Annotated in this window: 25 protein-coding genes; 14 read left to right on the forward strand and 11 right to left on the reverse strand. The window is 40.9% G+C overall.

The annotated features are described in order from the left end of the window. The first annotated feature begins 55 nt into the window (after positions 1-55). Positions 56-1,204: a serine hydrolase domain-containing protein gene (locus PGR74_RS12760; RefSeq protein ID WP_041502545.1), complete on the forward strand. Its 1,149-nt coding sequence runs from the start codon at positions 56-58 to the stop codon at positions 1,202-1,204. Between the two features lie 59 nt (positions 1,205-1,263). Here PGR74_RS12760 and PGR74_RS12765 read toward each other — a convergent pair whose 3' ends face one another. The 6 genes from PGR74_RS12765 to PGR74_RS12790 all read right to left on the reverse strand — a co-directional run bounded on the left by PGR74_RS12765 (position 1,264) and on the right by PGR74_RS12790 (position 7,415). Beyond that, positions 1,264-1,755 (reverse strand): hypothetical protein, encoded by a 492-nt coding sequence (locus PGR74_RS12765; RefSeq protein WP_041502546.1) that lies wholly within the window; start codon positions 1,753-1,755, stop codon positions 1,264-1,266. A gap of 203 nt (positions 1,756-1,958) precedes the next feature. Then, a complete protein-coding gene (locus PGR74_RS12770) occupies positions 1,959-3,446 on the reverse strand; it encodes a glycoside hydrolase family 10 protein (protein WP_041502547.1) in 1,488 nt (495 codons plus the stop codon). 156 nt (positions 3,447-3,602) lie between these two features. After that, on the reverse strand, positions 3,603-5,504 hold the full coding sequence (locus PGR74_RS12775; RefSeq protein ID WP_041502548.1) for an O-antigen ligase family protein: 1,902 nt from the start codon (positions 5,502-5,504) through the stop codon (positions 3,603-3,605). Next, entirely contained in the window at positions 5,485-6,048 is a 564-nt protein-coding gene (locus PGR74_RS12780; RefSeq protein ID WP_041502549.1) for a peroxiredoxin family protein, read from the reverse strand. The genes PGR74_RS12775 and PGR74_RS12780 overlap by 20 nt, the downstream gene beginning before the upstream one ends. Then, positions 6,035-7,090, reverse strand: coding sequence for a BF3164 family lipoprotein (locus PGR74_RS12785; RefSeq protein ID WP_146216456.1), 1,056 nt, complete (start codon positions 7,088-7,090; stop codon positions 6,035-6,037). Before PGR74_RS12785 ends, PGR74_RS12780 begins: the two co-directional genes overlap by 14 nt. A gap of 28 nt (positions 7,091-7,118) precedes the next feature. After that, positions 7,119-7,415 carry an NVEALA domain-containing protein gene (locus PGR74_RS12790; protein ID WP_041502551.1) on the reverse strand — a complete coding sequence of 99 codons (297 nt, stop codon included), beginning with the start codon at positions 7,413-7,415 and terminating at the stop codon, positions 7,119-7,121. 109 nt (positions 7,416-7,524) lie between these two features. Here PGR74_RS12790 and PGR74_RS12795 point away from each other — a divergent pair, with 109 nt between their 5' ends. Further along, on the forward strand, positions 7,525-8,886 hold the full coding sequence (locus PGR74_RS12795) for a sensor histidine kinase (protein WP_052649441.1): 1,362 nt from the start codon (positions 7,525-7,527) through the stop codon (positions 8,884-8,886). 27 nt (positions 8,887-8,913) lie between these two features. Next, positions 8,914-9,612: a response regulator transcription factor gene (locus PGR74_RS12800; protein ID WP_041502552.1), complete on the forward strand. Its 699-nt coding sequence runs from the start codon at positions 8,914-8,916 to the stop codon at positions 9,610-9,612. Positions 9,613-9,630: 18 nt separating this feature from the next. On the opposite strand, the gene lepB is transcribed toward PGR74_RS12800, so the two are convergent. Next, a complete protein-coding gene (lepB, locus tag PGR74_RS12805; protein ID WP_041505578.1) occupies positions 9,631-10,485 on the reverse strand; it encodes a signal peptidase I in 855 nt (284 codons plus the stop codon). Positions 10,486-10,850: 365 nt separating this feature from the next. Here lepB and PGR74_RS12810 point away from each other — a divergent pair, with 365 nt between their 5' ends. The 3 genes from PGR74_RS12810 to PGR74_RS12820 all read left to right on the forward strand — a co-directional run bounded on the left by PGR74_RS12810 (position 10,851) and on the right by PGR74_RS12820 (position 12,763). Continuing rightward, entirely contained in the window at positions 10,851-11,540 is a 690-nt protein-coding gene (locus PGR74_RS12810) for a response regulator transcription factor (protein ID WP_270517290.1), read from the forward strand. A 129-nt stretch (positions 11,541-11,669) separates the two neighbouring features. Beyond that, positions 11,670-12,374, forward strand: coding sequence for an MBL fold metallo-hydrolase (locus tag PGR74_RS12815; RefSeq protein WP_270517291.1), 705 nt, complete (start codon positions 11,670-11,672; stop codon positions 12,372-12,374). An 11-nt stretch (positions 12,375-12,385) separates the two neighbouring features. Beyond that, entirely contained in the window at positions 12,386-12,763 is a 378-nt protein-coding gene (locus PGR74_RS12820; protein ID WP_041502556.1) for a VOC family protein, read from the forward strand. A 147-nt stretch (positions 12,764-12,910) separates the two neighbouring features. On the opposite strand, the gene PGR74_RS12825 is transcribed toward PGR74_RS12820, so the two are convergent. Then, on the reverse strand, positions 12,911-13,969 hold the full coding sequence (locus tag PGR74_RS12825) for a class I fructose-bisphosphate aldolase (protein WP_041502557.1): 1,059 nt from the start codon (positions 13,967-13,969) through the stop codon (positions 12,911-12,913). 136 nt (positions 13,970-14,105) lie between these two features. Here PGR74_RS12825 and PGR74_RS12830 point away from each other — a divergent pair, with 136 nt between their 5' ends. From PGR74_RS12830 to PGR74_RS12840, 3 genes are all read left to right on the forward strand, one after another. Next, entirely contained in the window at positions 14,106-15,845 is a 1,740-nt protein-coding gene (locus PGR74_RS12830; protein WP_041505575.1) for a thiamine pyrophosphate-dependent enzyme, read from the forward strand. An 87-nt stretch (positions 15,846-15,932) separates the two neighbouring features. Then, the gene (locus PGR74_RS12835) at positions 15,933-16,826 is read left to right on the forward strand and encodes a DUF2156 domain-containing protein (protein WP_270517292.1); all 894 of its coding nucleotides are present in this window, start codon (positions 15,933-15,935) and stop codon (positions 16,824-16,826) included. Positions 16,827-16,849: 23 nt separating this feature from the next. Continuing rightward, a complete protein-coding gene (locus PGR74_RS12840; RefSeq protein WP_041505573.1) occupies positions 16,850-17,989 on the forward strand; it encodes a GNAT family N-acetyltransferase in 1,140 nt (379 codons plus the stop codon). On the opposite strand, the gene PGR74_RS12845 is transcribed toward PGR74_RS12840, so the two are convergent. Then, positions 17,986-18,750: a hypothetical protein gene (locus PGR74_RS12845; protein ID WP_270517293.1), complete on the reverse strand. Its 765-nt coding sequence runs from the start codon at positions 18,748-18,750 to the stop codon at positions 17,986-17,988. The two genes, PGR74_RS12840 and PGR74_RS12845, sit on opposite strands and share 4 nt — an antisense overlap. Positions 18,751-19,047: 297 nt before the next feature. Between PGR74_RS12845 and feoB the strand changes: the two genes are divergently transcribed. Together feoB and PGR74_RS14160 are read left to right on the forward strand one after the other, a co-directional pair. Continuing rightward, entirely contained in the window at positions 19,048-21,510 is a 2,463-nt protein-coding gene (feoB, locus tag PGR74_RS12850; RefSeq protein ID WP_270517294.1) for a ferrous iron transport protein B, read from the forward strand. A 43-nt stretch (positions 21,511-21,553) separates the two neighbouring features. Next, complete coding sequence (locus tag PGR74_RS14160) at positions 21,554-21,694, forward strand: FeoB-associated Cys-rich membrane protein (RefSeq protein ID WP_442985420.1); 141 nt, start codon at positions 21,554-21,556, stop codon at positions 21,692-21,694. 14 nt (positions 21,695-21,708) lie between these two features. Here the strand turns inward: PGR74_RS14160 and rpmH are convergent, their stop codons facing one another. Further along, positions 21,709-21,867: a 50S ribosomal protein L34 gene (rpmH, locus tag PGR74_RS12855; RefSeq protein WP_082027580.1), complete on the reverse strand. Its 159-nt coding sequence runs from the start codon at positions 21,865-21,867 to the stop codon at positions 21,709-21,711. Between the two features lie 323 nt (positions 21,868-22,190). Here rpmH and PGR74_RS12860 point away from each other — a divergent pair, with 323 nt between their 5' ends. The 3 genes from PGR74_RS12860 to pdxT all read left to right on the forward strand — a co-directional run bounded on the left by PGR74_RS12860 (position 22,191) and on the right by pdxT (position 24,855). Next, on the forward strand, positions 22,191-23,060 hold the full coding sequence (locus PGR74_RS12860; protein ID WP_041505571.1) for a sigma-70 family RNA polymerase sigma factor: 870 nt from the start codon (positions 22,191-22,193) through the stop codon (positions 23,058-23,060). A 239-nt stretch (positions 23,061-23,299) separates the two neighbouring features. After that, complete coding sequence (gene pdxS, locus PGR74_RS12865) at positions 23,300-24,169, forward strand: pyridoxal 5'-phosphate synthase lyase subunit PdxS (protein ID WP_041502562.1); 870 nt, start codon at positions 23,300-23,302, stop codon at positions 24,167-24,169. A gap of 113 nt (positions 24,170-24,282) precedes the next feature. Then, a complete protein-coding gene (gene pdxT, locus PGR74_RS12870; RefSeq protein WP_041502563.1) occupies positions 24,283-24,855 on the forward strand; it encodes a pyridoxal 5'-phosphate synthase glutaminase subunit PdxT in 573 nt (190 codons plus the stop codon). Between the two features lie 57 nt (positions 24,856-24,912). Here pdxT and rfaE1 read toward each other — a convergent pair whose 3' ends face one another. Then, positions 24,913-25,860 carry a D-glycero-beta-D-manno-heptose-7-phosphate kinase gene (rfaE1, locus tag PGR74_RS12875; RefSeq protein WP_052634411.1) on the reverse strand — a complete coding sequence of 316 codons (948 nt, stop codon included), beginning with the start codon at positions 25,858-25,860 and terminating at the stop codon, positions 24,913-24,915. Positions 25,861-25,895 lie beyond the last annotated feature (35 nt).

A 25,895-nucleotide genomic window follows, 5' to 3' on the forward strand; every position in this document is an offset into this window, starting at 1 on the left:
GCATTGGATTAATCTACAATCGTCGATCTACGATTTAAAATTGTCAATCTACAATATGAAACGAATATATAAGATTAGCATAGGAATAATAGTTATTTTGACCGTGGTTTATTTTTGTCTGCCCTATTATGCGCAACAGGCTTTGATTCATTGGTTTCCGGATATTGACGACCTGTCTTTGTTTGAGAAACATACCGTGGTGAAGGCGGATAGTTGTTGGGAGTGGACGACGGCTCATGATTATAACGATTATCAATTGGAGAAAGAGGATGATGTTTATTTGGATGAATATAAAACGGTTTCGTTTCTCGTCATTCAGAACGATAGTATCGTGTATGAGGAGTATAGGGATGGTTGGAACGATACGTTGACGTCTAATATTTTCTCTTCCACTAAAAGTATCGTGGGACTTTTAATCGGGGCTGCTTTGGACGAAGGAAAGATAGGAAACCTGGATGATCCGGTTGCGAAATATATACCTGAATTCGGTAAGGATAAAAGGGAGAAAATTACAATTCGTAATTTATTGACCATGAGTGGAGGATTGAGTTGGGATGAATCGTATAGTTCCCTTTTTTCCGTTACGACTCACGGGTATTACGGAGACGATTTATATAAACTGGTCACCTGTTTGGAAGCGGTCGATGAACCTGGAAAGCAGTTTTCTTATCGTAGTGGCGATACCCAGATATTGGCTTTTGTCGTAGAAAAAGCAACGGGAAAGACCATTAGTGCATACGCGGAAGAAAAACTATGGAAACCGATGCAGGCTTGTAAAGACGCTTATTGGTTGTTGGATAAGAAGGGGGGGGATGAGAAGGCGTTTTGTTGTTTCCACGCTACAGCCCGGGAGATGGCTCGTTTTGCCCGCCTGATGATGCATAATGGAAATTGGAATGGGAAGCAATTGATTTCCGAGGCCTATATGCGGGAGGCAATTACTCCGGCTTCTTATTTGAAAGATGAATGGGGGAAAGATTCATTGGATTATTACGGTTTCCAGATTTGGATTATGAACTATAAGGGAATGCGTAACCCTTATTTCAGAGGAATGTTGGGACAATACGTAATTGCCATTCCTGAAAAGAATGCCATTGTCGTTCGATTAGGGCATAAGAAGGATGAGCAACGCATAAGAGAGACGACGAAGGACGTTTACCGGTATATGGATATAGCTACGAAGATTTTGGATCGTCGGAAATAAAATATATGGGAGTGCGATTAGAATGAAACGGATGATCGAAAAGATCATCCGTTTTTATATTAGTTGCATTTACCGCAGCATTGTGATTCTTCCCCGCGTATCTCGGGTGTACCCTCTCTATTATTATTGCGCCTGTCCATCATCTCTTTGCGACGCTTCTCCATTTCTTGTTTTTTCTTTTCCAGGTTGGTTATATAAGTTTTATATTGCTCTTCGGTCAATATCTTTTTCAGGGATGCATTTTGTTCTTTTTCCACTTTTTGGTGGTAGAACATTAAAGAATCCTGGTTGTTCCGATATTTTTGGAAGATTTCACCTCTTTTTTTGAAATTGGCGGTTAATAATTCTGAAACTTGTTTTTCTTGTTTTTCATCTAATTTAAGTTCGCTTTTCAATTGAGCGACCATTCTTTGAATCATCTGTTCGGGATTCATCCTTTCTCTCGGGCCGCGTTGGTGTTGTCCGTGATGCTCTTCATGATGGTTTTGTGCTTCGATACTGAAACTAAAAAACATCAAAAGGGCGGAAATAACAAATGTTACTGTTTTCATACTTGTTCCGTTTTAAGTTAAACATTTATGTTTACTGAATATAAGACAATATTAAATGTAAAAAGTTTATTCTCGTATTTAGATACGTGATAATTTCCAACAAGCTATGATTACCGTGTTGTTACGAATATATACGGAAAAAGCAGGAACAGGTTGGTTCTTAGGTAAAATTAGACAGAAAAAAAGCCGTGGTAAAGATCCGTTTAATGTTTGAGCGTAATCTTTTTTCCTTTTGATTCGTTGTGGAAACGATCAACGGAAGTGATGACAAAACGGTATTTCATATCTTTCGCATTCATCGGTAGATAGCATTCGGTATAACGGGTGAAGGCCATGATCTTCGACGGATCGTCCAAATCTATTTTTTCTCCCCGTTTGAAGCGGTAGATCACGAAATATTGGGCATCTTGCGGATTCTCCCGTTCTCCTTTTACTTTCCATTTTAGCGTATAACCTTGTGCGTTTTTTTCAGCTTTCAGATTGCATATTTTTTTAGGGCGATGATTGTACATATGCGTGTAGGCCGGGATAAGAGCCGGATAATGGTGATAATTTTGTTGCAAGCTATCGGCAATTCCGTTATTGTTCCATAGTATTTCGTTAGCTGGCCAGAAACAATGCCCTTTGACATGGGGTAGGGAGTGTTCGATTTCCATTTTGCGGGTTAGATCTCCGGCTTTCATGGAACGAGCCACGTCCTGACCGATATAGAGATGAACGTTGTGTGCATGCTTATCCCACCAGCGAGCTAACGTAATGTAATCGGCCGCCGGATGCCCTATTTCCCAATAGATTTGAGGAATATTGTAATCGATCCACTTCTTTTTAACCCAAAGGGTGATGTCAGCGTACAGGTTATCGTAGTTTTGCAGGCCATTTGTATTGCTTCCGCTACCGTCCGGCGTATTTTTTTTATTTCTGTAAATACCAAAAGGACTGATACCGAAACGTACCCAAGGTTTCGTAGAAGCGATGGTGTGTTTTAATGCTTGTATGAGCCTGTTTACGTTTTCCCTCCTCCAGTCATCTTTATTCTCCGGTGCATATCCTTTAGGAATTCCATAAGTTTGGAAACTGTTTTCATCTGGGAAAGGCAGACCGTTTACCGGATAGGGATAGAAATAATCATCCATATGAATGGCATCTATATCGTAGCGTTGTACGATGTCTTTTACTACCTCGCAGATGAATTTCCGGCACGCCGGTATGCCCGGATCGAAGAGAGTCTGTTTATTGTAGGTTACAAACCATTCCGGGTGTTGATGGTAGACGTGAGATTCCGCGAAAGTCGTGTTTCCCGATGTACTGGCCCGGAAAGGGTTTAACCAGGCATGGAATTCCATATTTCTTTTGTGACACTCTTTGATAAGAAAAGCTGTGGGGTCGAAAAAGGGCTCGGGTGCTTTACCTTGTACTCCTGTACAAAAACGACTCCATGGTTCCAACTCGGAAGGATACCAGGCATCTGCTTCCGGCCTTATTTGAAAAATGATAGCATTGAAACCGCATTTTTGAAGGAGATTGAGCTTCCGAATAAAGTCAGCTTTCATTTCATCGATACTCATTCGACTGTATTCGCTTTGGTGTACGGTTTGTATCCAGGCTCCCCGGAATTCTCGTTTGATTTGTGCGGAAACTCCCACGCAAATAGAAACGAGTGCGGTAAAAATCAGCAGACGAACGTATTTCATATAAGCGGTTTTTAGTATCAGATTTATCGCGAATATAGAGAATAATCACGACGATGCAAATCATCCCGAAAAAAGGAGAGAGGGAAAGAGCGCCCTCTGGCTGCTCTTTCCCTGAAATTCAAAGGTGTGTGTTGGTGTACGAGCAAGAATTGCTCATTACTGGTGTGAAACACCAGTTAAAAAAGAAGATTCTTGTATATTTTTTGCTAATTGTTTCATTTTAAACTTTATCTCCTTTGTTGCCGTGGAGTTTATTTTTACGTCCGCATTGATGACTTGCTGAGCTGTTTGGAATGCTTTTTCCGGCAACTCCATTTCCTGGTATAAATGGGCCAATAGAAAGAGCGGATACAACCTGTTTGGGACCAAATAGTGTGCCTTAAGAAAGTAGTATTCCGCCCGATGAAATTGTTTTTTGGCCTGGTAGTTTTTACCAATCAGGTTATAAATCATAGGATCGGCCATCCCTCGTGCAGCTTCCGATAAAATTCGGTTACCTTTATCCCAATGTCCTGTCTTTGATAACGCATCCCCGTATTCAAATAAAAAGTCGGGATAAACCTTTAAAATCGGATAGAGAGCCTCGTAAGATTCTGCTGCCGTGGCAAAAATTTTCATGTCGTAATATTTTTGAGCTTGCGCCCATTGGGCATAAGCCTGACGCGTCTGATACTTCGGATAGATAATTCCGATATTTACTCCTAAAAATAGAAGATAGATAAAGACGGGATGGAGCTTTCCGCGGGATGAAACCTGAACCTGTGACGTGTTACAGAGAGCGAGAAGGAGAGTAAAAAGTATTGCAAGTGCCAATGTGCTTAACGGATAAGAAAAAAACGACACAAAACCAAAGGCTGTAAAAGCAGCGAGCGGGGCTACCGTATGCGGATTGTGCCGGATGTTACGCAGTCCGTACCATAACGTGGAACAGAGCAAAATTAAAAAGAGAACAATACCTATGATACCTCCTTCTACGGCAATCTGTAAAAATTCGTTAAACCCATATTCAGGAATGTCTGCAAGCCATTTTTCCCTTGGAGAGGAATTTCCCTGCATGAAATAATTTGCCTGAGCTTCCCCGTACGCGGCAGGAAAGTTTCCAATGCCGACACCGGTTAACGGGTGCTCTTTTAATGAAGAGAGTGATATCTTCCACACCAGTAACCGACCGTCGGCGGAATCTTTTTTTAACCTGTAGATTCCATAACAGGCAATAGAAAGCATCAGGATGAAACTTATGAATACGATTAGATAACCTTTGGGATGTTGTTTATGTAACTTTTGTAGTTTTTCTTTTATTTTGAAAAGGTAAAAGAGGACGATACATGAACCTGCCATGCCGGCAAGCCATGCGCTCCGGGCCATTGTGGCAGGGAGAATAGTTATGGTTCCGATAAGCGTGGAACCCGATAGGAAAAGTAAAAGAACAATGGTTGCTATTTCATTGTCCGCTTCCGTCTTTCCTTTTCTGCCTTTTTGTCGAACGATGGCTCTCAATTTTTGGATTAATTGAATTGTCCAATACAGGCTGAACGGCATGATAATAGCCAGAAAAGCCGCGTATGGCCCCGGATTATCGAAGGATCCGGTAAGGCCGAACCGAGAATTCTGACTGGGTAGGTAAGCGTATAATTGACAATATCCCCAAATGACCTCGATAAAAGCCAAAGCGATTAACGTAAAATGAAAGGTTATGTCGGTCGTTTTATTTAATTGGAAAAAAGCAAGAAAATAAAAGTAAGAAGTGATTACTAACAGGAGGGTTCCTGTTTTCATCACTTCGTGTGTGTTGGTTGAAAGATATATGCCTGTAATCACTACAGTCATCACAATCATATTTAAGTTGGTGATATGATTCCATGCAAAATAGAAAGATTTACGTAACGTGAGCATACAAGCGATTATTCCTGTGACCGGCAAAAAGGTGAAAAACCAGAATTGCTTGGCCACGGAAACACCATGAATGATTTTGGTATCAATGATCAGCACGGTAGCTGTCAATAGAAAGAAAATCATAAAAATGGCATATGTACTCCACTTATGAATCACTTTTATCATAAATTTCCATTTGTTTCTTATATAGTTTCCATAAAGACTTATTCTTTACCGGATTACCTACCAATATAACCTTACCTTCATTGTCCAATAAAAAAGATTGAAATTCAGGTTGTGCCGGTAAATTTTTGTTCGCTTTGGCAAATGAATTGTCATAATCGTAAAACAACGGGTAATTGAATTTATTCTTAACCGCAAAGGCAGAGATCTCATCGAAATTGGATGAATGGATCACAAATATAAAGTTGATCTCTTTGCTGTATTGTTTTACCTCTTCTATGAGCAAACGCCAGTCATACAGTCGCATATTGCATTCCGTACATCCGGTCGTATCAACAAAAGTAAGAACGTTATAGTCTTTATCTAATATTTCGCTTGCGGAGATCGTGGTATCTCTTCCTGCCACCTTAGGTTTCAGGGAAGAGGGAATGACGACGGTTTTCCCGTACCATTCCTGTACCACTTTCTTGTTCTGATCCTCTTTCGAATAACAACCGGAGAGGATCAGTGCGATTGAAATCAGTATAAACGATCTATTCCAATGCATACTTTACGAGTAAAGATTGGGGCGTATTGGTTAAACCGTATATGGCATGTTCCTCTTTATTGTAAGAGATACTGGTGAAAGGTACGGATAACTGATAGGTTTTCACGTGGTTTCCTTCCCAATCGAACACGATAATTTTTTCTCCGTAACCCACCAGGTTTTTAAAGTTACGATAACTTCTTCCGGAATATAAAGCGTATATGTAGTCATCCGAAACCTCTATATCACAAAATCCGAACAAATTGTCGATAGAGTACACGACAGGTTTGGTTTTTGCTAATGAGGTAGAGGCTTTGGGTGCATATAAATTCTGTTCGGAAATCCGGGTAATAGTCGAATTGTCATGGATCGCACCGATATCAATGATGCCGCTTTGCATGTTCGCACACACGAATCTGGAACCGTCTGGTTTTAATTTGGTTACATTGCTGGCATATAACATACTTTTTAAAGAGTCGCTCATGTTTTCCTTGCCCGGTGTTTCCGGATAGCTTAAAAAGTAGCCGGAATGATTATCGAGGGTGAGGCAATAACGCCCTTCTAAAAATATACCCGTGGATAACATAAGTGAACCTTTTTTGGCGACGCTCAAGTGTTTCGGAGTAGGAGAAAGCAATGTAAAGGTCGGGCCGAACCCGGGCTCATTCAGCTGGTTGATATCCAGTTCCACTAATTTGTCGTTTCCAAAATCATAAGCCGTTAAGATCCCGTCGGGAGCCATATTCATGGTTAAGAAATAGAGTCCTTCCGCGGTTCCAGTGCCCGTCGGTAAAAAGGAGAATAACTTTGTTCCGTCTAATTTATAGATGGATAATTTATTCACTCCGTTTTGATTTAACACGATAAGCAAGGAGTCTTTTCGAATTACCTTGGTGGGGTTGAAGATCCCGATGGATTCCAAATCAATTATCCCCGTTGCTTTTTGCATGGAGACGTTTCCTTCTTCACTAAATAGAGGATTCTCCTTTTTTATTTCGCGAATCTCGTTTGCACATCCCCAAACAAGAATCATCACCGATATGATATAACTAATCTTTTTCAAAATTCAATAATTAAATGATCACTTTAAATTAAAGTTCTGCTGCTAACCCCGGGTAGTAAACAGGATTTCCATGTCCATCAGAAGTTAAGCATAATGTTCCAACAGCTTTACACCCTCCCGTGCCTCCTCCTTCTCCGCTACCTAAAGCTTCAATGTTTTCCAGACATATATCTACCGTTGTATTATCCTTTGATACGGACACATTGACGGAGATAAGTCCAATAAGTACTAAAATGACGGTAAAAATGAGAATTCTAATTTTCATAACTTTTTTTTTAATTTGATGAGACAAAATTAGGAGACTTAAATGAATAAAATGTTCCATATTTGTACCGATTTTGTGTTCTATATGTAGCTTTTCTTTTTAATGAAATATAGTAGGGGCAGGAAAATAAATTGTTACTTTTGATGTGGCTAAAAATAAATAATATTTTATGAACAAGCGTATTGAAATTACGTGGACGATTTCGATAATCGCAATGGTGTGTATTGTTGTTTTTCAGGTATTCTGGCTATATAACCTCTTTCAGTTTCAAAGGTCGGAATACGAGAGATCCGTAAATAAAATTTTAAAAGAAGCAATAGAACAAGGCGTAGATTTATTTGTTAATGATCAGATGGTATCTTCTCGCTTATCTGCGATTAGTGTTTCGCAAGATAGAAAAGAATTATGGATAGTTTTGGATGGGAAAAAAGATACAATTAATTATGATGGCGATTATAATTATGTAACTTTAATCAACAGATGTTGTTATGATATCGTTAGCGTAAATTCTGCTGAAAATATAAGACGTTTGGATAGCATATGCACGGTGAATCTTCGGGAAGAGGGTATAGATGAGAAATATATTTTGGAGTTGATTGATATGGATGGGGGAGTGGTGTTGGAGACAACTGAAAATGAACATTCCCGTGTAAATAAGTATATCGAATCTTCAATATTGACATTGGGGCTAACCTGTAACCACGGATTGATCGCTTATTTTGATATTCCTTATAAATATTTCTTTGTCCAGATGGGCGGGGTTTTGTTTGCTTCTATTGTCATCATGCTGATTTTGACTTGGTGTTTTGTCTACCAGATCAGAACGATACTGATGCAGAAACAATTGAGCGAGATGCGTGAAGATTTTGTTTATAGTATGGTACATGAAATTAAAGGGCCGTTGGCGTTTGTGCTAAACGCGTTGAAAATGTTTCATATGTGGAATGTTGACGGTTTGTCGGATAATCAAAAGAAATTATTGGACGGTATCGGCATAAAGGTCAAATCATTATCCAACTTATCCGAGAAAATGTTGGTTTCCGGTAAGAACGGAAAGAGTTTGATGCTGATACCGGAGGAGTTGAACTTAAAAAACGAATTGGAGCAGATTGTGTATGAATATTCCATGGATCACCGTTCTCCGGATATTCACTTGGATTATGCTTGTGAGCGGGAAATAATCCGGGCAGACCGGGTACATTTTCCCAATGTAATTCGTAATCTGGTAGACAATGCCATAAAATATTCGTCGGACAAACCTGATATTACTATTCGTTGCAGATTGGTGAACGGAACTTTTGAGGTTTCAGTTGCGGACAAGGGACGAGGTATTCCCAAAGAGTATTTGAATAAGATTTTCGAATCTTTCTATCGTATTCCTAATCCGAAAGGAAATGAGGTTCATGGTTTCGGCGTCGGGCTGAGTTACGTGAAGCAAGTGGTAAAATCTCACGGAGGTAAGGTGCTTGTTGAAAGTGAAGTCGGAAAAGGAAGTACGTTTACTATTGTTATGCCTGATATAGGGAAATAAATATAGTGTTGGTTAATTGATAAAAAAATGGTTAAGGTTTTATACGCAGAAGATGACGCTTTGTATGCGGACATGTGTCGGAATTATTTAAAAAATCTGGGATATGACGTGTATTACGCGAGTACAGGAACGGAGGCTTGGCGCCTATACCAGGAGGTGGGGCCGGATATCGTATTGTTGGATGTGATGATGCCGGAAATGAGCGGTTATGAGGTTGCTAAGTTGATACGGAAAAAGGATGAGCAAGTACCTATTTTGTTTGTGAGTTCTTTAACTTCTTCCCGGTCCGTTGTGGAGGGGTTGCAGTTGGGTGCGAACGATTACATTCGGAAAGAGTATTTGATAGATGAGGTAGGAGCCCGTATGCAGTCCATATTGCGCATATCCGGATTGAATCGTAAAAAAGAGGATTCTCTTATTTATATCAGCGAATACACCAAACTCAATTATGTCGAGAGTGAACTGATTGTAAAAGGAGAAGTGATTCATCTAACTCCTTTGGAGTTGCGTTTGATTCGTTTCTTGGAAAAGCATGCGAATGAGGTCGTAAAGAAACAGGATGTGATGGAAGCCTGTTGGGGAAATGATTTTGTCGCAACGTCCCGTTATTTGGATAAGTTTATTTCGAGGATACGAAAACTTTTGGTTAATGATCCGACGCTGAAAATATCGACTACCTGGAGGGTGGGATATTGTTTGGTTAAGAAAGGAGAAGCCAACGGTTAGTTTCTGGCTTATCTGATTTTATCGGATAAGGTTAAGGGTTCGCTTCCAAGAGATTTGTCGGGTTTCCGGATCTTTAGAATAAAGAACGAGTACGGCTTTTCCGATGAGGAAGTCCTCCGGTATCAATCCGATATAACGGGAATCCCGAGAGTTAAAGATTTTGTCCCCTGCCATGAAATACCAGTTCTTTTGAAAAGTGTAGCGGGTAATGATGGAATCTTTCAGGTAAACTTTCCCGTGGCGGGTATGGAGGGAGGTATGGGTTTCATAATAGATGAGTCTGCGAAAAAGAGAGAGATTGACGGTATCTAAAAGAATGGTTTGCCCTGTAGCCGGAATAAACAGGGGACCAAAACAGCGCATGGTCCACGCGTAGGTCGTATCGAAGGGGAATGTATGGTATGTTCCAGGAAGGTACTCTCCCTGGTAATGGGAGAGAAGATACTGTTCTCGCAAGTTTCCGTATCCGGTTTGTCCGTTTACCGTGTATATCCCGTTGGATATGGAGAGTGTATCGCCGGGTAAGCCGATACAACGTTTCACATAAAAATGGGATAGGTCCATTTCCATTTGATCCGAAAAAAGGGGAGTGGGAAGATTAAAAACAACAATATCGTTCCGGCGAATGGATGAATATCCCGGAACACGAAAGGTTTCCGGAGTCTTTCCCGATTCGAATTTCAATTGTTTATAAAATCGAGCTCCTTTATAAAGTTTATTTACCATAATATAATCTCCCGGTTCGATAGCGGGAGTCATGGAATCGGTCGGGATCATGTAAAAATCCACGACAAAAAGGCGAAGTAAAAGCGTAATGAAAAAGGCAATAACGATCGCTTTCAAGTAGGGGGTAAAATGTTTTCTTCGTCTCATGTTTATGGATAAATAGAAATTTCAAATTTATAATAAATTTTGAATGGAATGAAAAAGGTAAGTTTTATTGTACTGAAAAGATCGTTATTTATGACTCTTTTCAAGAAAATAGACCTATTTTACATGTATGAGATGTGTAGCAAATTTGTAGTGAATATGTAGGATTTTTCGGTTCTTCAGTGGGTCATAAGACAGGGGAATGGTGAATCGTTGTCTGATATAAGAATTTGTCGGGTAAGGTTTTAAGGAAAGGGATTAGTTGGGGGAGGCTTGGAATGCCTGTTGGAGGAGGATGAAAAAATTCTTTTAAAGGATGTATCTTTAAGCCGTTAAAGTGCTGAGTATGTACACGAACTAAGTAAATAATGGAAAGGGAAAGGATTAGTGTTTTATATGCCGAAGATGATGTTTTGTCGGCGATGTTGTGTAAAGATTTTTTAGAATTTCAGGGTTACAGGGTATTCTATGTCAGGGATGGTGAAATGGCCTGGCGACTTTACCGTAAAATCAATCCGGATGTGGTGCTTTTGGATATTATGATGCCTAAAAAGAACGGTTACGAGGTGGCCCGTTTGATTCGGGCCGAGAATCAGAATGCTCCGATATTGTTTATTAGTGCATTGGCAAGCTCTGTCGATGTGGTAACCGGATTGGATATTGGTGCCGACGATTATATTCGAAAAGAATTTTTGTTGGAAGAGGTAGATGCACGCATTCGTGCGGCATTGAGGCGTCAACAACGCTGGACAAAGAGCAGCCAAGTGTTTCGGATAGGAGAATATTGCTTGTTCAGTTACGTGGAGCAACATCTTGTCATTGCGAATGAAAAGATTCATTTAACGCCTATGGAAGCTAAAATCCTATATCTCTTGTGTGAACATATGAATGAAGTCGTATTGAAAGAAGACATGATCAAAGAGTTGTGGAAAAACGATTTTTCCGGGAATACTCGTTATTTGGATAAGTACATGATGAGTATCCGAAAGATTTTGGAAAAAGATCCCTCTGTTCGTATTACTACTATTCCCCGAAAAGGATATTGTTTGGTTTGGTAAATTTTTCGTGACTGTTTTTATTGACTTGTGTTTCCGGAACTTATTGCTTAGTTTGTCGTATTAGTTGTCGAATGCGATTATAAAATAGGTATATTTGTCTACTTGTTTCGGGATTATAAATCATGAACGATGGAATTAATTTATATCGGACATAGCGGTTTTGCTGTTTTAGGGGAAGGATTTACGATTGTTATTGATTATTATCGGGATCCGGCAGATGTTCATTCATTTTTATTAACTCGTCCGGGGGCGTTTTATGTGCTCAGTTCTCATGTGCATGCGGATCATTTTAACCCGGAAGTGTTGAGTTGGAAAACGATACGTCCTGATATTCTTTACCTGTTTTCAAAAGATATTTTAGAATCAAGAAGGGCCGTAGAACGAGAAGCTGTATTTTTGGAGAAGGGGGACGTGTATCAAGATGATTTGATACGGGTAAAGGCATTTGGTTCGACAGATGCCGGTATCTCTTTTTTGATAAACATGGCAGAGAAGCGTATTTTTCATGCGGGAGATTTGAATAATTGGCATTGGAAAGAGGAGTCTACGTTGGCGGAATCCAGGCAGGCGGAGGCTGATTTTAAAGCGGAATTGGAGGAGGTGGTGTCGGAAGCTTCTTCGGTCGATTTAGCGATGTTTCCGGTGGATCCGCGTTTAGGCAAGGAGTATATGTTGGGAGCGGAACAATTTGTAGACCGGATAAAAACGGATGTGTTTGTACCTATGCATTTTGATCAGGCTTATGGTCGTGCCGCTGCTTTCGGGACTTACGCGAAAGTACGGGGCATACGTTTTGTCGCCTGGACTAAAGAGGGTGAACGTATAGATTTTTAATATAAGGAATTATGGAAATAAAAGGTAGATTTGATCATTTTAATATAAACGTGTCGGATCTGGAACGGAGCATTCGTTTCTATGAACAGGCTCTTGGCTTGAAAGAAGCTCGTAGAAAAACGGCTAAGGATAATTCTTTTATTCTGGTTTATCTCACAGATGATAAAACCCGTTTTTTGTTGGAATTGACCTGGTTGAGAGACCGAAAAGAACCTTACGATCTGGGAGAAGGGGAGTTTCACCTTTGTTTGCGGGTGGAGGGAGACTATGAAGAGGTAAGGGCTTTCCATAAAAAATTAGGTTGTGTTTGTTATGAAAACACGGAAATGGGACTCTATTTTATCAGTGATCCGGACGGGTATTGGATCGAGATATTACCGATTTCATGATTCTGTGATTTAGTGATTCTGTGATTTAGTGATTAGGAGATTGGAGGATTCGTTGCGGATTACAGGGGTAATTGGGCTTGTAGATTGTGGACTATAAATTCACAATCCAGTAGTCTCTTAATCTACAATCCTCAATCTACAATTATTTCAGGCTATCGTGATGTTTTTGTTTAAATAGACGTCTTGAATCGCGTGTAATAATTTGACACCTTCACTCATGGGTTTCTGGAATGCTTTCCGGCCGCTGATGAGTCCCATTCCTCCTGCTCGTTTATTTACGACGGCCGTGATTACGGCCTCCTTTAAGTCGGATTCTCCTTTGGACTCCCCTCCGGAATTGATCAGACCGATACGACCCATATAACAATTGGCGACCTGGTAACGACAAAGATCAATCGGGTGCTTTGTCGTGAGTTGGGAATAGACCCTGGCATCGGTTTTACCGAAATTGAGAGCTGTGAATCCTCCGTTGTTGGCAGGAAGTTTTTGTTTGATGATGTCGGCTTCGATGGTCACGCCCAGGTGGTTCGCTTGTCCGGTCAAATCGGCTGAAAGATGGTAGTCCGTTCCTTCCTTTTTGAAATTGCTGTTTCGTAGATAGCACCACAGTACGGTTGCCATTCCCAGCTCATGCGCGTAAGCGAAGGCTTCGGCTATTTCGATCAATTGGCGATGGCTTTCGGGCGAGCCGAAATAGATCGTGGCCCCTATGGCCGTGGCTCCCATGTTCCAGGCCTCTTTGACTGTTCCGAACAAAATTTGATCGTACGTGTTGGGATAGTTTAAAAATTCGTTATGATTTATTTTTACGATAAAAGGAATTTTATGGGCGTATTTTCGAGCTACGCTTCCCAGGACTCCGAAAGTCGAGGCTACGGCATTGCAATGGCCTTCTATGGCTAATTTTATAATGTTTTCCGGATCGAAATAGAGCGGATTGGGAGCAAAAGAGGCTCCCGCGGAGTGTTCTATTCCCTGGTCGACAGGAAGGATGGAAACATACCCCGTGTTTGCCAGACGTCCGTGTGAGAATATCGATTGCAGGCTATTTAATGTCTTTGGATTTCGGTCGGATGTTACCCATAAATCTTCAATTACGGAAGGTGAGGGTACGTGTATTAATGATTTTTCGATGGTTTTGCAAGTATGTTCTAAATAATACTCGCTCTGATCACCTAACAGATTACTTATTTCATTCGTGTTCATGGTGTTTATATTTTTTGATTTGTTTTTGTTGTTTAAACGTTGTTTTCCATTGAAAGGTTTTCTTGAAATATGTGAACATTCTTGGTGAAGAATACGTTTTATCGGGAAGAAAAATATGAATTTAAATTACAGAAGTATGTCAAAAAAAATCGCTGAACAATTAGTAGAAACGTTGGTTGAGGCGGGAGTACAAAGGATATATGCCGTTACGGGGGATAGTTTGAACGAGATCAATGATGCTGTCAGACGTAACGGAAAGATACAATGGATACAGGTAAGACATGAAGAAACAGGAGCCTATGCCGCGGGAGCGGAAGCTCAATTGAACGGGCAATTGGCTTGTTGTGCCGGAAGTAGCGGTCCCGGACACGTACATTTAATCAACGGGCTGTACGATGCCCATCGATCGGGAACTCCCGTGTTGGCTATTGCTTCGACTATGGCAACCTCGGAATTTGGGATGAAATATTTTCAGGAAACGGATACCATGAAATTATTTGAGGATTGCAGTTATTATAATCAGATTGCCGTGACAGCCGGACAATTTCCCAGAATGTTGCAATCTGCTATACAGACTGCAATATCCCGTAAAGGAGTGGCCGTTTTAGGGCTTCCCGGCGATCTTTCGGCCGCAGGGTCGGAAGTGGTGCTCTCTTCCGTTCGTTCTTTTCCCACTTTTTCGAAAGTTTTTCCCTCGGATAGTGAATTGGAACCTTTGGTGGCTTTGTTGAATACCTCTTCAAAAGTGACCATCTTTTGTGGTATGGGAGCAAAGGAGGCCCATGACGAAGTGGTTCGATTATCGAAATTGCTGCATGCTCCTGTTGCCTATACGTTTAAAAGCAAGATGGAAATACAATACGATAATCCCAATGAAGTCGGTATGACCGGGTTATTAGGTATGCCTTCCGGATACCATAGCATGCATGAAGCTGAAGTCTTGTTGTTGTTGGGAACTGATTTCCCGTATGCCGCTTTTATGCCTAAAAAAAATAAGATTGTACAAGTCGACATAGATCCTGTTCGTTTGGGACGTCGTGCCCAATTGACCATGGGATTTTGTGGGGATGTAAAGGATACGTTACAAGCTATATTACCTTTTATAACTCAAAAAGAGGATGATTCGTTTTTGAAAAAACAATTGGATAGGTATTCCGAAGTTAAGGAGGATTTGGCTGCTTATGTCAAAAATAAAGGAAATTTGAATGAAATTCATCCCGAATACGTGATGTCGGTGATCAATGAATTAGCCACCGAAAATGCCATATTTACGGTCGATACGGGAATGACTTGTGTTTGGGGGGCACGTTATTTGCAGGCAACAGGAGGGAGGAAGATGTTAGGTTCTTTTAATCACGGTTCGATGGCTAACGCTATGCCACAGGCTATCGGGGCTGCATTGGCTTATCCGGGGCGTCAGGTGTTGGCTTTGTGTGGGGATGGAGGACTTTCCATGTTATTGGGTGATTTGGCAACGATCGTCCAATATAAGTTACCCGTAAAAGTGGTCGTTTTTAATAACAGAGCACTGGGAATGGTGAAGTTAGAGATGGAAGTCGCGGGGTTACCGGATTGGCAGACGGATTTGTTGAATCCTGATTTTGCGACGGTGGCGAAGGCAATGGGGATGGCTGCGTATACCGTAGGAAATCCAGAAGAGGTTAAAGAGACATTCGAGCAGGCATTTCGGTTTGACGGACCGGCTTTGATTAACGTAATGACCGACCCTAATGCTTTGGCTATGCCGCCTAAAATAGAGATTGGACAGATGATAGGGTTTGCTCAATCCATGTACAAGTTGATGATAAACGGCAGGACAGAGGAAGTTTTTGATACGATTCAGTCCAATATTCATCACGTGAAGGGATTGTTGTGATAGAAAGTATGATATTGGGAATAAAAAGAAAATTGTATCGAAAAGCATATTATATTCGTGTTTGGAAATAGAATAGTAAATAGATTTATGATACAATTTAAGCCGATAAAAATAGAAGACAAAGAGGTAATTACCTCTTATTTATTACCTGATAACAACAGAGATTGTAATTTGTCGTTTGTAAATTTGTGCAGTTGGCAATTTTTGACCGACAGCTGTTTTGCTATCGTGGACGATTGTTTGGTGATACGCTTTACTCTCGACGAAGAGCGGGTTGTCTATCTGATGCCGGTAGGCAGAGGGGATATTAAAGCTGTAATAGGGCTATTGAAGGAACAGGCGAAGGTGGAAGGACATCCCTTACGAATACATGGTGTATTTCCTCGCATGGAGGAGTGGTTGAACAGGGAATTTCCGGGGCGCTTCGAGTATATATTGGACAGGGATTATTTTGATTATATCTATTGGAGAAAAGATTTGGCCGAGTTAAAAGGAAAAAATTTCCAGGCCAAACGAAATCATGTCAATAAATTCAAGCGGATGTATTCATACGAATATACTCCGTTAACTCCGGATTTAGTGCCGCATTGCTTGGAGTTGGAGGAAAAATGGTGCGAGGAGCATGATTGTGATGAATCCGAGAGCTTGGAAAATGAAAGGAAAGCCCTGAATTTTGCTTTACGTCATTTTGAAGAACTGGAACTCACGGGAGGAGCTCTTTGGGTGGATGGAGAGATTGTTGCTTTCACTTATGGCGTTCCGGTCACCCATGATACTTTTGCTGTTCACATAGAAAAAGCGGATACGCGGATTGAAGGTGCTTATAATATGATTAACCAGGAATTTGCATCCCATCTGCAGGAACAGTATATCTATTTGAACCGGGAAGAGGATTTGGGAATACCCGGGTTGCGGAAGGCAAAACTCTCTTACCGTCCGGTGATGTTGCTTGAAAAGGGGTTTGCCGAGTTAGTTAAATAGAAAGTAAAAACAAGGAGGAAGATATGCAGCAGGATTCGGAAAAAATCGTCAATCGGAAATACCGGGAGGGGATGATCTCTTTGGCAAAAGATAAATTATCGAGGTTGGAGGTCATTCGCTTGTGGAGAGATTGTTTCGAGGATACGGAAGAATTTATTCAATTGTATTTTGAGAGGAAGTACAAGGGGGAAAATACGCTGCTGTATCGTATTGTGGAAGGTGAAGCTTTGGGCGCTTTGCAGATGTTGCCTTACCCTATGACTTACGCCGGTAGCTGTATAGATATTTCTTATATCTCGGGTGCGTGTACGATGGCGAAGGCTCGGGGAGAGGGGATTATGAAACGGCTTCTTTTGAGGGCTTTCGAGGAGATGGGAAAGCGAAATGTCGTGATGAGTACCTTAATTCCTCAAGAGGCATGGCTGTTTGATTATTATCGTCGTTTGGGGTATGCTCCTGTTTTTGATTATACTTGGGGTATTTACGGGGAAGAGGCGGGAGAGTTGCCGGACAATATTGATTTTGAGTTCCCGGAAAAATTACTTGAAGGAGACACGGATCTGTACGATTATTTTGCTTCTCGCATGAGGGCTCGGGCTTGTTGCGTGCAACATACCAGGGAGGATTTTGAGTGTATACTCGAGGACCTCTGCCTGAGTGGAGGTGAATTGTTGGTTGCCCGGGATGCGATTCGTCGGATTGTGGGGATGGCTTTTGTTTTACAGGAGAAAGAACAGATCCGGGTGAATGATTGGTTTTACGACTCGGAGATAATAAAAAATGGTTTATTGGCAAAAATACGACAAACTTGGGGAGTGAAACGTATTGAATGTAAAGAGTTGCCTCATGGAAAACAGCAGGTACATTATGGGATGGCTCGGATTATAGATGTTCCTCAAATGCTTGAATTGTATGCTGTTTGTTATCCGGAGAAATCTTTCGTGGTAGAGGTGGCCGATGAACAGATTGCCCAGAACACGGGAATATATACCGTGAGAAAGGGAAGCTGCGAAGAAGGTTACGGGCTTCAGAATTTTGTTCCTATAAAAGTAGATGTGGCCGAATTGACCTCTCTTTTATTGGGATATCATCCGGACCGCATTGCTGGAGAAACTTCTGTTTTTGAACATCGTCGTCCTTATATGAGTTTAATGCTCGATTAGAGCGGTTGTGCCGGATTTTGTTTCTGTGCTTGCGTAGCGAGAAAGTGATCAATCTCTTGGGGAGTTAATTTCTTCACGTTTGTGATGATTATATTCTCTTTTAGAAAATGCCCGTAAGTATTGCATTCATCGATGATGGATTCGAATATCTCTTTTAATTCGGCTTCTATCGGTAATAATAGAGTGAAGGTAATGTATTTGTCGAAAAATGCATATTCTTCTATTTTTCCTTGTGCTTTCGTAATGACCAATTCCGTCTCTTTTCTGGCAATGTCGTACTGGAATGATTTTAATAAAGTATTGTCATTGGCTAAATAGACGCAGAAATAGCGCAGGAGGGAACCTTGGCCTCCTAAGCCGGTGGACACGTATACGGTCGATTCATCCATTAATGTCGATTGAATTAACATCCGGGATTGTTGGAGAGCCACGGTGGCCCATTTTTTAAGCTTGGAATCCTGTTTCTGAAAAGTTTCAATAGTTCGATAAATGGCAATGTCGTCTATTGTGGCCAAAGCAATCAACATCTGTTGTTTTTCTTTTTCATCTACCCTTTCGTCAAATAGACGATCCGTTTTTTCTTGTGCCCGCTTGCATAAGCTTTTAAAACTCTTTTCGTTTTTAAGCAATTTTTCCAGCATTCCCATATAAGTATGTTGTATATCCACATCGATTTCCTCTTCTAAGATGTTTAGCTGGGAGCCTATTTTAGAAAGTAGGTCATTCATGCTGTTCCACTGTTTTTCCTCTTGTTTCTCCATTGCAACGATTGCTATTCTTTCGCAAAAGTAACGTATTTATATGAATAGTGAACGGCTTCTTATCGATTTTATTTATTTCCTTTCTTTGATCTCTGGTTTAGGATGAGTTTTTACCTGGAAAGGGATGGCAAAAAATATTATTTCTTTTCGATTACTGATAATCAGGTCGTAAATTATCAATATTACGGGGAGCCTGTAATTTTTATATTTATTTAGAAAGAATAAAAATAAAATAATTATCTTTGCCCAATTGGAAAGATGAGAGTTGGGGAGTGCGTACTATTTTTATATGTGACTATGTTGTTATCGGAATTAAAAACAGGAGAAAGTGCAGTTATTGTAAAAGTGAAAGGATATGGTGCTTTCCGGAAACGTTTAAACGAGATGGGGTTTATTCGGGGCAAAGTGGTTAAAGCGATAAAGAATGCTCCGCTAAATGACCCGATCGAATATTCTATTATGGGGTACAAAGTCTCTCTACGTAGGAAAGAGGCAGCCTTTATTGAGATCGTATCCATTGATGAAGCTGTAGATATCGTCGGCATATCCGGAGAGATAACGGAGGTCGAGGATGCGTTGGCAAAACATTGGACGGGTAGGGATAAAAATATTAATGTGGCTTTTGTCGGAAATCCCAACGCGGGAAAAACAACTTTGTACAACTATATCAGCGGTTCTTCCGAACATGTGGGAAATTATAGTGGGGTTACGGTAGAGGCTAAAGAGGCCAGCTTACGTTTTGAAGGATATCATTTTAACGTGGTCGATCTTCCCGGTACTTATTCTCTTTCCGCTTATTCAAACGAGGAGAAGTTTGTTCGTGAATACATTATGGATAAGGCTCCGGATGTGGTTATCAACGTGGTAGACGCTTCTAATCTGGAACGCAATCTTTATTTGTCGACTCAATTGATCGATATGGATGTAAAAAGCGTAATTGCTTTAAATATGTATGATGAATTGGAGCGTTCCGGGGCAATCTTTAATTACCGGGAGTTGGGAGAAATGATAGGAATGCCTATCGTTCCGACGGTGGGGGCGAAAGGACGGGGGATTAAGGAGTTGTTACGGGAAGTGATTGAGGTATACGAAGGGAGAAGTGAAACGGTACGTCATATTCATATCAATTACGGGGAAGAGATAGAGAAGGGAATTGTGGCTATTCGAACGGAGTTGGAACAGGAAAAGGATCTGATTTATAAAGCCTCTCCCCGTTTTATGGCGTTGATGCTGTTGGAAAGGGACGAGGAAGCTCTACAATTTGTGACCCGGGATGGGCCCAGGGAGTCTTTGTTGGGGATTATCCGGGAACAATCCGCTCGTATCGAGGCCGTGTACGGGGAAAATGTGGAGGCGGTCGTGACGGATGCCAAGTACGGTTTTATTTCCGGGGCTTTGAAAGAAACTTATAAGGAGAGCCCTGTCAATCGTCGGCGGAAGACCGAGTATATTGATGCGATTGTGACACATAAACTGTTTGGTTTCCCGATTTTTCTATTATTTCTTTTTTTGACTTTCTTTGCCACGTTTAGTCTCGGGGAATACCCGATGTCGTGGATCGAGTCCGGAGTGGGGGCTTTAGGGGATTTTGTCGGAGATACGATGTCGCACGGCCCTTTAAAGGATTTGTTGATAGACGGAATTATCGGAGGTGTCGGAGGTGTAATTGTTTTTTTGCCGAATATATTGATCCTTTTCCTTTTCATTTCCTTTATGGAAGATACGGGATATATGGCCCGAGCGGCTTTTATCATGGATAAGCTCATGCACAAGATCGGATTGCATGGAAAAAGTTTTATCCCTTTGATCATGGGTTTCGGATGTAATGTGCCGGCAATAATGGCTACGCGTACCTTGGAAAATAGAAATGACCGGATATTAACCATACTGATAAATCCACTTATGTCTTGTAGCGCAAGATTACCGGTTTATATTCTGTTGGTCGGAGCATTTTTTGAGGAATACGCGGCTATTGTGCTTTTCGGTATTTATCTTTTCGGCATAGTGATGGCGGTATTGATGGCCAAATTGTTTAAACGGTTGTTTTTTTATAAGGAAGAAGCTCCTTTTGTCATGGAGTTACCGCCTTACCGGATGCCGACCTTACGGACCACCTTGATTCACATGTGGAACAAGGGAGAGCAATATTTAAAAAAGATGGGGGGAATTATCATGTTCGCCTCCATTTTGATTTGGGCGTTGGGCTATTTTCCTATCGATAAAAAAATTCAGCAGGAATATGAAATCCAGAAGGCCGAAGTCGAGGCCGCATATGATAGAAACGTGTTGGTAGAGGTTGGAGATGCGGAACAGTTGGAAAAAGAGAAGACAGCTAAACTGGAGAGTTTGCATCGTCAGGAGATTCGTGAGCGTCAGGAAAATTCGTATATCAGTCGGATGGGACGTGCCATGGAACCGATATGGGCTCCCTTGGGATTTGATTGGAAGGCCGGAGTAAGTTTGCTTACCGGTGTAGCGGCGAAAGAGGTTGTCGTGAGCACGATGGCTGTTCTATACCAAAGCGATGATAATACCTCGGCTTCCTCTTTAGAGGTAAAATTGAAGGAAGAGGGATTTACCACAATGGAAGCTATTATATTTATGGTTTTCGTTTTACTGTATTTGCCTTGTTTTGCCTCCTTGATAGCAATTGATAAGGAAATCGGTTATAAATGGGCTATTTTCGTGATGGGTTACACGATTGTGTTGGCTTGGGTGGTTTGTTTCGTATTGAAACAGATGCTGGATCTATTTATGTAATGATGTATTTTTTTACGTATAAAGAGATAAAATGAAATAAGGTATGCAACTGATATTTACGTATATTATTATTACCGTGGCAATTTTTGCGTTGGGAAGAGGTATATATCGCTTGATAAAAAAAAGCAGAAAAGGCGAAGGGGGCTGTTGCGGATGTAGTAAACATAAAAAAAGCTGCTTGTAAAAGCAGCTTTTATATTAAGCTTTGTGTCTGTGTTCGTCAGATACAGTAAGTTTTTTTCTTCCTTTAGCTCTTCTTCGGGCTAATACAGCTCTACCGTTAGCGGTAGACATTCTTTCTCTGAAACCGTGTTTGTTTCTTCTTTTTCTGTTGGATGGTTGAAATGTCCGTTTCATTGCGAATTATCTTATGTTATTATTTTCTCACTTCGGACTGCAAAAGTAGCGAATTTTTTCATAGCTCCAAAGATTTCCAGTAAAATTTGAAATGTGTAAATGTAATAATTCAGCCCCATTTTAAGATATGAAGAAAAATGTATGTTCATCAATGGGGAGAATTAATGGAATCAGAAAATAGCATCCGTAGACCTGATAAAGATTTCCGATTGTTATAACAAAGTTGCCATTCCGCCGTATACCGTATAGATGGAGAAAAAAATAGACATATATTTTTTTATTAAAATTAGATTGTTAACTTTAAAGCAATAATCGATTGTGCTATGAGACAGTTAAAGATTAGTAAGCAGATTACGGGCCGAGAATCTTTTTCGATTGAGAAGTATTTGCAAGAGATCGGAAAGATAGAAATGCTTGCACCCGATGAAGAGGCTATGTTAGCCAAGAGAATTCGTTCAGGTGATAAAGAAGCTCGTGAAATTCTGGTGATGAGTAATTTGCGTTTCGTTGTCTCTGTGGCGAAGCAATACCAAAATCATGGATTGGCATTGGATGATTTGATAAATGAAGGAAACCTGGGCTTGATCAAAGCGGCAGAGTGTTTTGATGAGACTAAAGGTTTTAAATTTATCTCTTACGCTGTATGGTGGATCCGTCAATCTATATTGCAGGCTATCGCTGAAAATGCCAGATTAGTACGTTTGCCTCTTAATAAAATCAGTAGCATCAACAAGGTCAATCGCTATTTTTTTCGTTTGGAACAGGAGTATCAACGTGAACCGACGGTAGAAGAGATTGCGGCCCAGATGGATGTAGCTCCGGAAGAGGTGAGGGAAAGTTTCAAAATATCCGGCAAACCTATTTCCATGGATGCACCCCTCTCTTCGGAAAGTGATGCCGTGACCATGTATGATGTATTTGTTCCTGGTGATAACGTGATTCCGGAAGCCGAGCAGAAACTGAATGCCGATTCTTTAAAAACGGAGATAGACAGGTCTCTTGCCATTCTTCAAGATCGGGATGCCTTGATTATTCGGATGTATTATGGATTGGGAGGATTTCAATCCATGTCTTTAGAGGAGATCGGAAACCATCTCGGACTTACGAGTGAGAGAGTACGGCAGATTAAATCAAAGGCCATCAAACGACTAAAAACGACCTGTAGGAACAAACGATTGAAAACCTACCTGTAATACACGCGAGTATCTGAATTACAAGTGAATACTTTCTTATTTCATGTTGTTTTCTTATCAATTTGATAGTGACGGACCTTTTGTAGTTTTAGATTGATAATAAAATAAAGAGAAAATACTTTATTATAAACTAAAGTCCGTATATTTGCTCGCCATTATGAATCCTTTTTAAAGAAATATTGAAAGGGAAAAACAAAGGCGATATGTAATTTTTTAGTAATTTATAAAACGCGTACCTTATGGGAAAGTATGAACTAAACAAGAACCTTGCACAGATGTTAAAAGGTGGGGTAATCATGGATGTTACCAATGTAGAACAGGCAAAGATTGCTGAAGCTGCCGGTGCATGTGCCGTGATGGCATTGGAAAGAGTGCCTTCGGATATTCGTAGAGATGGTGGTGTTGCCAGAATGTCGGATCCGCATATGATAAAAGCAATAAAGCAAGCCGTATCTATTCCTGTAATGGCAAAAGTAAGAATCGGACATTTCGTGGAAGCTCAAATATTAGAAGCTATCGGTATTGATTTCATTGACGAGAGTGAAGTGTTGACTCCTGCTGATGACTTATACCATGTGGATAAAACTGCTTTTAAAGTTCCGTTTGTATGCGGATGTCGTAATTTGGGTGAGGCTTTGAGACGTATAGGTGAGGGAGCGGCTATGATGCGTACCAAAGGAGAGGCCGGTACGGGTAATGTAGTGGAGGCTGTGAAACATATGCGTCAGTTGAACAATGATATAAAGATGGTACAAGGTGCGCCGGTAGAGGCTTTGATGTCTATCGCTAAAGAGTTGGGAGCACCGTACGATCTTGTGAAATATGTACATGAAAACGGGAAATTGCCTGTAGTAAATTTTGCAGCCGGTGGTATCGCTACTCCTGCTGATGCCGCTTTGATGATGCAATTGGGATGTGAAGGGGTATTTGTAGGTTCCGGTATTTTTAAATCGGGAGATCCTGCTAAACGGGCAAAGGCAATCGTGTTGGCTACTACGTATTATAACGATCCGGTTAAATTGGCCGAACTATCGGAGAATTTGGGTGAACCTATGTCTGGTTTGGAGATTAATACGTTGGAAAATAAATATGCCGATCGCGGCTGGTAAATTGCAAGAATGGAAATGGAAAAGGATTTCGGGGAGACGAGTTTTCAGATCCCTGAAATTCTTCTTTGTTTCTGGCTGAATAGACACATTAGGGGAGGCTAAAAGTTAGGAAGATGAAAAAAATTGGAATATTGGGGTTTCAGGGGGCTATCATAGAACATGAACAGCATATCCGAAAAATCGGACAAGAACCTGTAATTATAAAATACCCCGAACAATTGAATGAAATCGATGCCATTATATTGCCGGGCGGGGAGAGTACGACAATGGGGAAAATATTGAATCGTACCGGTTTAATGGAGCCTTTACGGGAAAAAATAAAAGAGGGCTTGCCCACGTGGGGAACTTGTGCTGGAATGATATTGTTGGCTAAGGAGTTGGTTAACGATTCGGTTACTCATTTAGCTACTATGGATATCTGTGTACGACGTAATGCTTATGGTAGTCAAATCGATAGTTTTTCTACTAACACGATAATTCCTAAAGTCGGAAAGGAGGAGATCCCCTTGGTATTTATTCGGGCTCCTTATATTACGAAGGTCGGAAAAGGGGTTGAGATCCTTTGTGAAATAGACGGGCATATGGTGGCAGCTCAGGAAAAGAATATGTTGGTGACCTCTTTTCATCCGGAACTGACCGATCGTTCGGAATTTCATAAGTATTTAGTATCTATGATTCAAGCGTAATAAAAAAGAGGTTATTCTTTATCGGATAACCTCTTTTTATTTATATTTAATTGTCGTTCAGCAACTTTTTCCAAGATGTTTGTTTAACTCTTCTTGTGTCACGGTTGCCGTACCCAATTTGGTAACTACGATCCCTGCGGCCACATTGGCAATATACATGGCTTCTTTTATATCTTTTCCTGCAGAGAGGGCTAAAGCAAGAGTGGCAACAACCGTGTCGCCCGCTCCACTGACATCGAAAACTTCCTGTGAATAAGTCGGGATATGAATGGTCTCCTGCCGATTGATCAAGCTCATACCCTTTTCACTTCTTGTCACGAGTAGGGCGGAAAGACCATAACGATCAAGAATCGTTTTTCCGGCTATTTCAATCTCTCGATCATCGTTATTTATCGTTTTCCCGGTGATTTCTCCCAATTCCTTTACGTTGGGAGTTATCAAATCGGCCCCGGCGTATTTCTCCCACTCTTGTCCTTTCGGGTCTACGATCACGTGAATATGATGTTCTTGTGCCGTTTGAATAAGAAAAGAACAGATCTCTTGAGAAATAAATCCTTTCCCGTAATCGGAGATAACCAGCAAATGAACCTCTTTTATTAGCTTTGAAATGAGTTCCTTTAATTGTTGGTATCCTCTTTCATTCAGTCGTAATTTTTGTTCGTAATCAATGCGGACAATTTGTTGGAGTCCTCCGATTACCCGGGCCTTGGCGATCGTGGGTTGTTCGGTTTTGATAAATGAAGTCCGGATATTTTTTTGTCTACCCATCCGTTCAATTTCTTTTCCGAAGAGATCATGTCCGATAGCACCGCAAAGAAAAGCATTTCCTCCCAAACTACTGATGTTGTTCGCCACGTTGGAAGCTCCTCCTAAACGGGATTCTTCTGAGACAATGTTTACGATGGGAACCGGGGCTTCGGGGGAGATCCTCTCGACCTTCCCGAAATAGTATTTATCAAGCATAATATCCCCGACGATCAGTATGTTACATTTTGAAAAATCCACGATAATTCGATTTACGGTTATGGTTAAAATGGATG

The organism is Sanguibacteroides sp. AM78-02pH3A (assembly GCF_027666085.1).
Lineage (GTDB): Bacteria > Bacteroidota > Bacteroidia > Bacteroidales > Marinifilaceae > Gabonibacter > Gabonibacter massiliensis.

Bases quoted from the DNA above. Each gene is read 5' to 3' on its own strand.
- PGR74_RS12760 (WP_041502545.1), top strand. From the start codon at position 56: ATGAAACGAATATATAAGATTAGCATAGGAATAATAGTTATTTTGACC.
- PGR74_RS12765 (WP_041502546.1), bottom strand. From the start codon at position 1,755: ATGAAAACAGTAACATTTGTTATTTCCGCCCTTTTGATGTTTTTTAGT.
- PGR74_RS12770 (WP_041502547.1), bottom strand. From the start codon at position 3,446: ATGAAATACGTTCGTCTGCTGATTTTTACCGCACTCGTTTCTATTTGC.
- PGR74_RS12775 (WP_041502548.1), bottom strand. From the start codon at position 5,504: ATGATAAAAGTGATTCATAAGTGGAGTACATATGCCATTTTTATGATT.
- PGR74_RS12780 (WP_041502549.1), bottom strand. From the start codon at position 6,048: ATGCATTGGAATAGATCGTTTATACTGATTTCAATCGCACTGATCCTC.
- PGR74_RS12790 (WP_041502551.1), bottom strand. From the start codon at position 7,415: ATGGAACATTTTATTCATTTAAGTCTCCTAATTTTGTCTCATCAAATT.
- PGR74_RS12795 (WP_052649441.1), top strand. From the start codon at position 7,525: ATGAACAAGCGTATTGAAATTACGTGGACGATTTCGATAATCGCAATG.
- PGR74_RS12800 (WP_041502552.1), top strand. From the start codon at position 8,914: ATGGTTAAGGTTTTATACGCAGAAGATGACGCTTTGTATGCGGACATG.
- lepB (WP_041505578.1), bottom strand. From the start codon at position 10,485: ATGAGACGAAGAAAACATTTTACCCCCTACTTGAAAGCGATCGTTATT.
- PGR74_RS12810 (WP_270517290.1), top strand. From the start codon at position 10,851: ATGGAAAGGGAAAGGATTAGTGTTTTATATGCCGAAGATGATGTTTTG.
- PGR74_RS12815 (WP_270517291.1), top strand. From the start codon at position 11,670: ATGGAATTAATTTATATCGGACATAGCGGTTTTGCTGTTTTAGGGGAA.
- PGR74_RS12820 (WP_041502556.1), top strand. From the start codon at position 12,386: ATGGAAATAAAAGGTAGATTTGATCATTTTAATATAAACGTGTCGGAT.
- PGR74_RS12825 (WP_041502557.1), bottom strand. From the start codon at position 13,969: ATGAACACGAATGAAATAAGTAATCTGTTAGGTGATCAGAGCGAGTAT.
- PGR74_RS12830 (WP_041505575.1), top strand. From the start codon at position 14,106: ATGTCAAAAAAAATCGCTGAACAATTAGTAGAAACGTTGGTTGAGGCG.
- PGR74_RS12835 (WP_270517292.1), top strand. From the start codon at position 15,933: ATGATACAATTTAAGCCGATAAAAATAGAAGACAAAGAGGTAATTACC.
- PGR74_RS12840 (WP_041505573.1), top strand. From the start codon at position 16,850: ATGCAGCAGGATTCGGAAAAAATCGTCAATCGGAAATACCGGGAGGGG.
- PGR74_RS12845 (WP_270517293.1), bottom strand. From the start codon at position 18,750: ATGGAGAAACAAGAGGAAAAACAGTGGAACAGCATGAATGACCTACTT.
- feoB (WP_270517294.1), top strand. From the start codon at position 19,048: ATGTTGTTATCGGAATTAAAAACAGGAGAAAGTGCAGTTATTGTAAAA.
- PGR74_RS14160 (WP_442985420.1), top strand. From the start codon at position 21,554: ATGCAACTGATATTTACGTATATTATTATTACCGTGGCAATTTTTGCG.
- rpmH (WP_082027580.1), bottom strand. From the start codon at position 21,867: ATGAAACGGACATTTCAACCATCCAACAGAAAAAGAAGAAACAAACAC.
- PGR74_RS12860 (WP_041505571.1), top strand. From the start codon at position 22,191: ATGAGACAGTTAAAGATTAGTAAGCAGATTACGGGCCGAGAATCTTTT.
- pdxS (WP_041502562.1), top strand. From the start codon at position 23,300: ATGGGAAAGTATGAACTAAACAAGAACCTTGCACAGATGTTAAAAGGT.
- pdxT (WP_041502563.1), top strand. From the start codon at position 24,283: ATGAAAAAAATTGGAATATTGGGGTTTCAGGGGGCTATCATAGAACAT.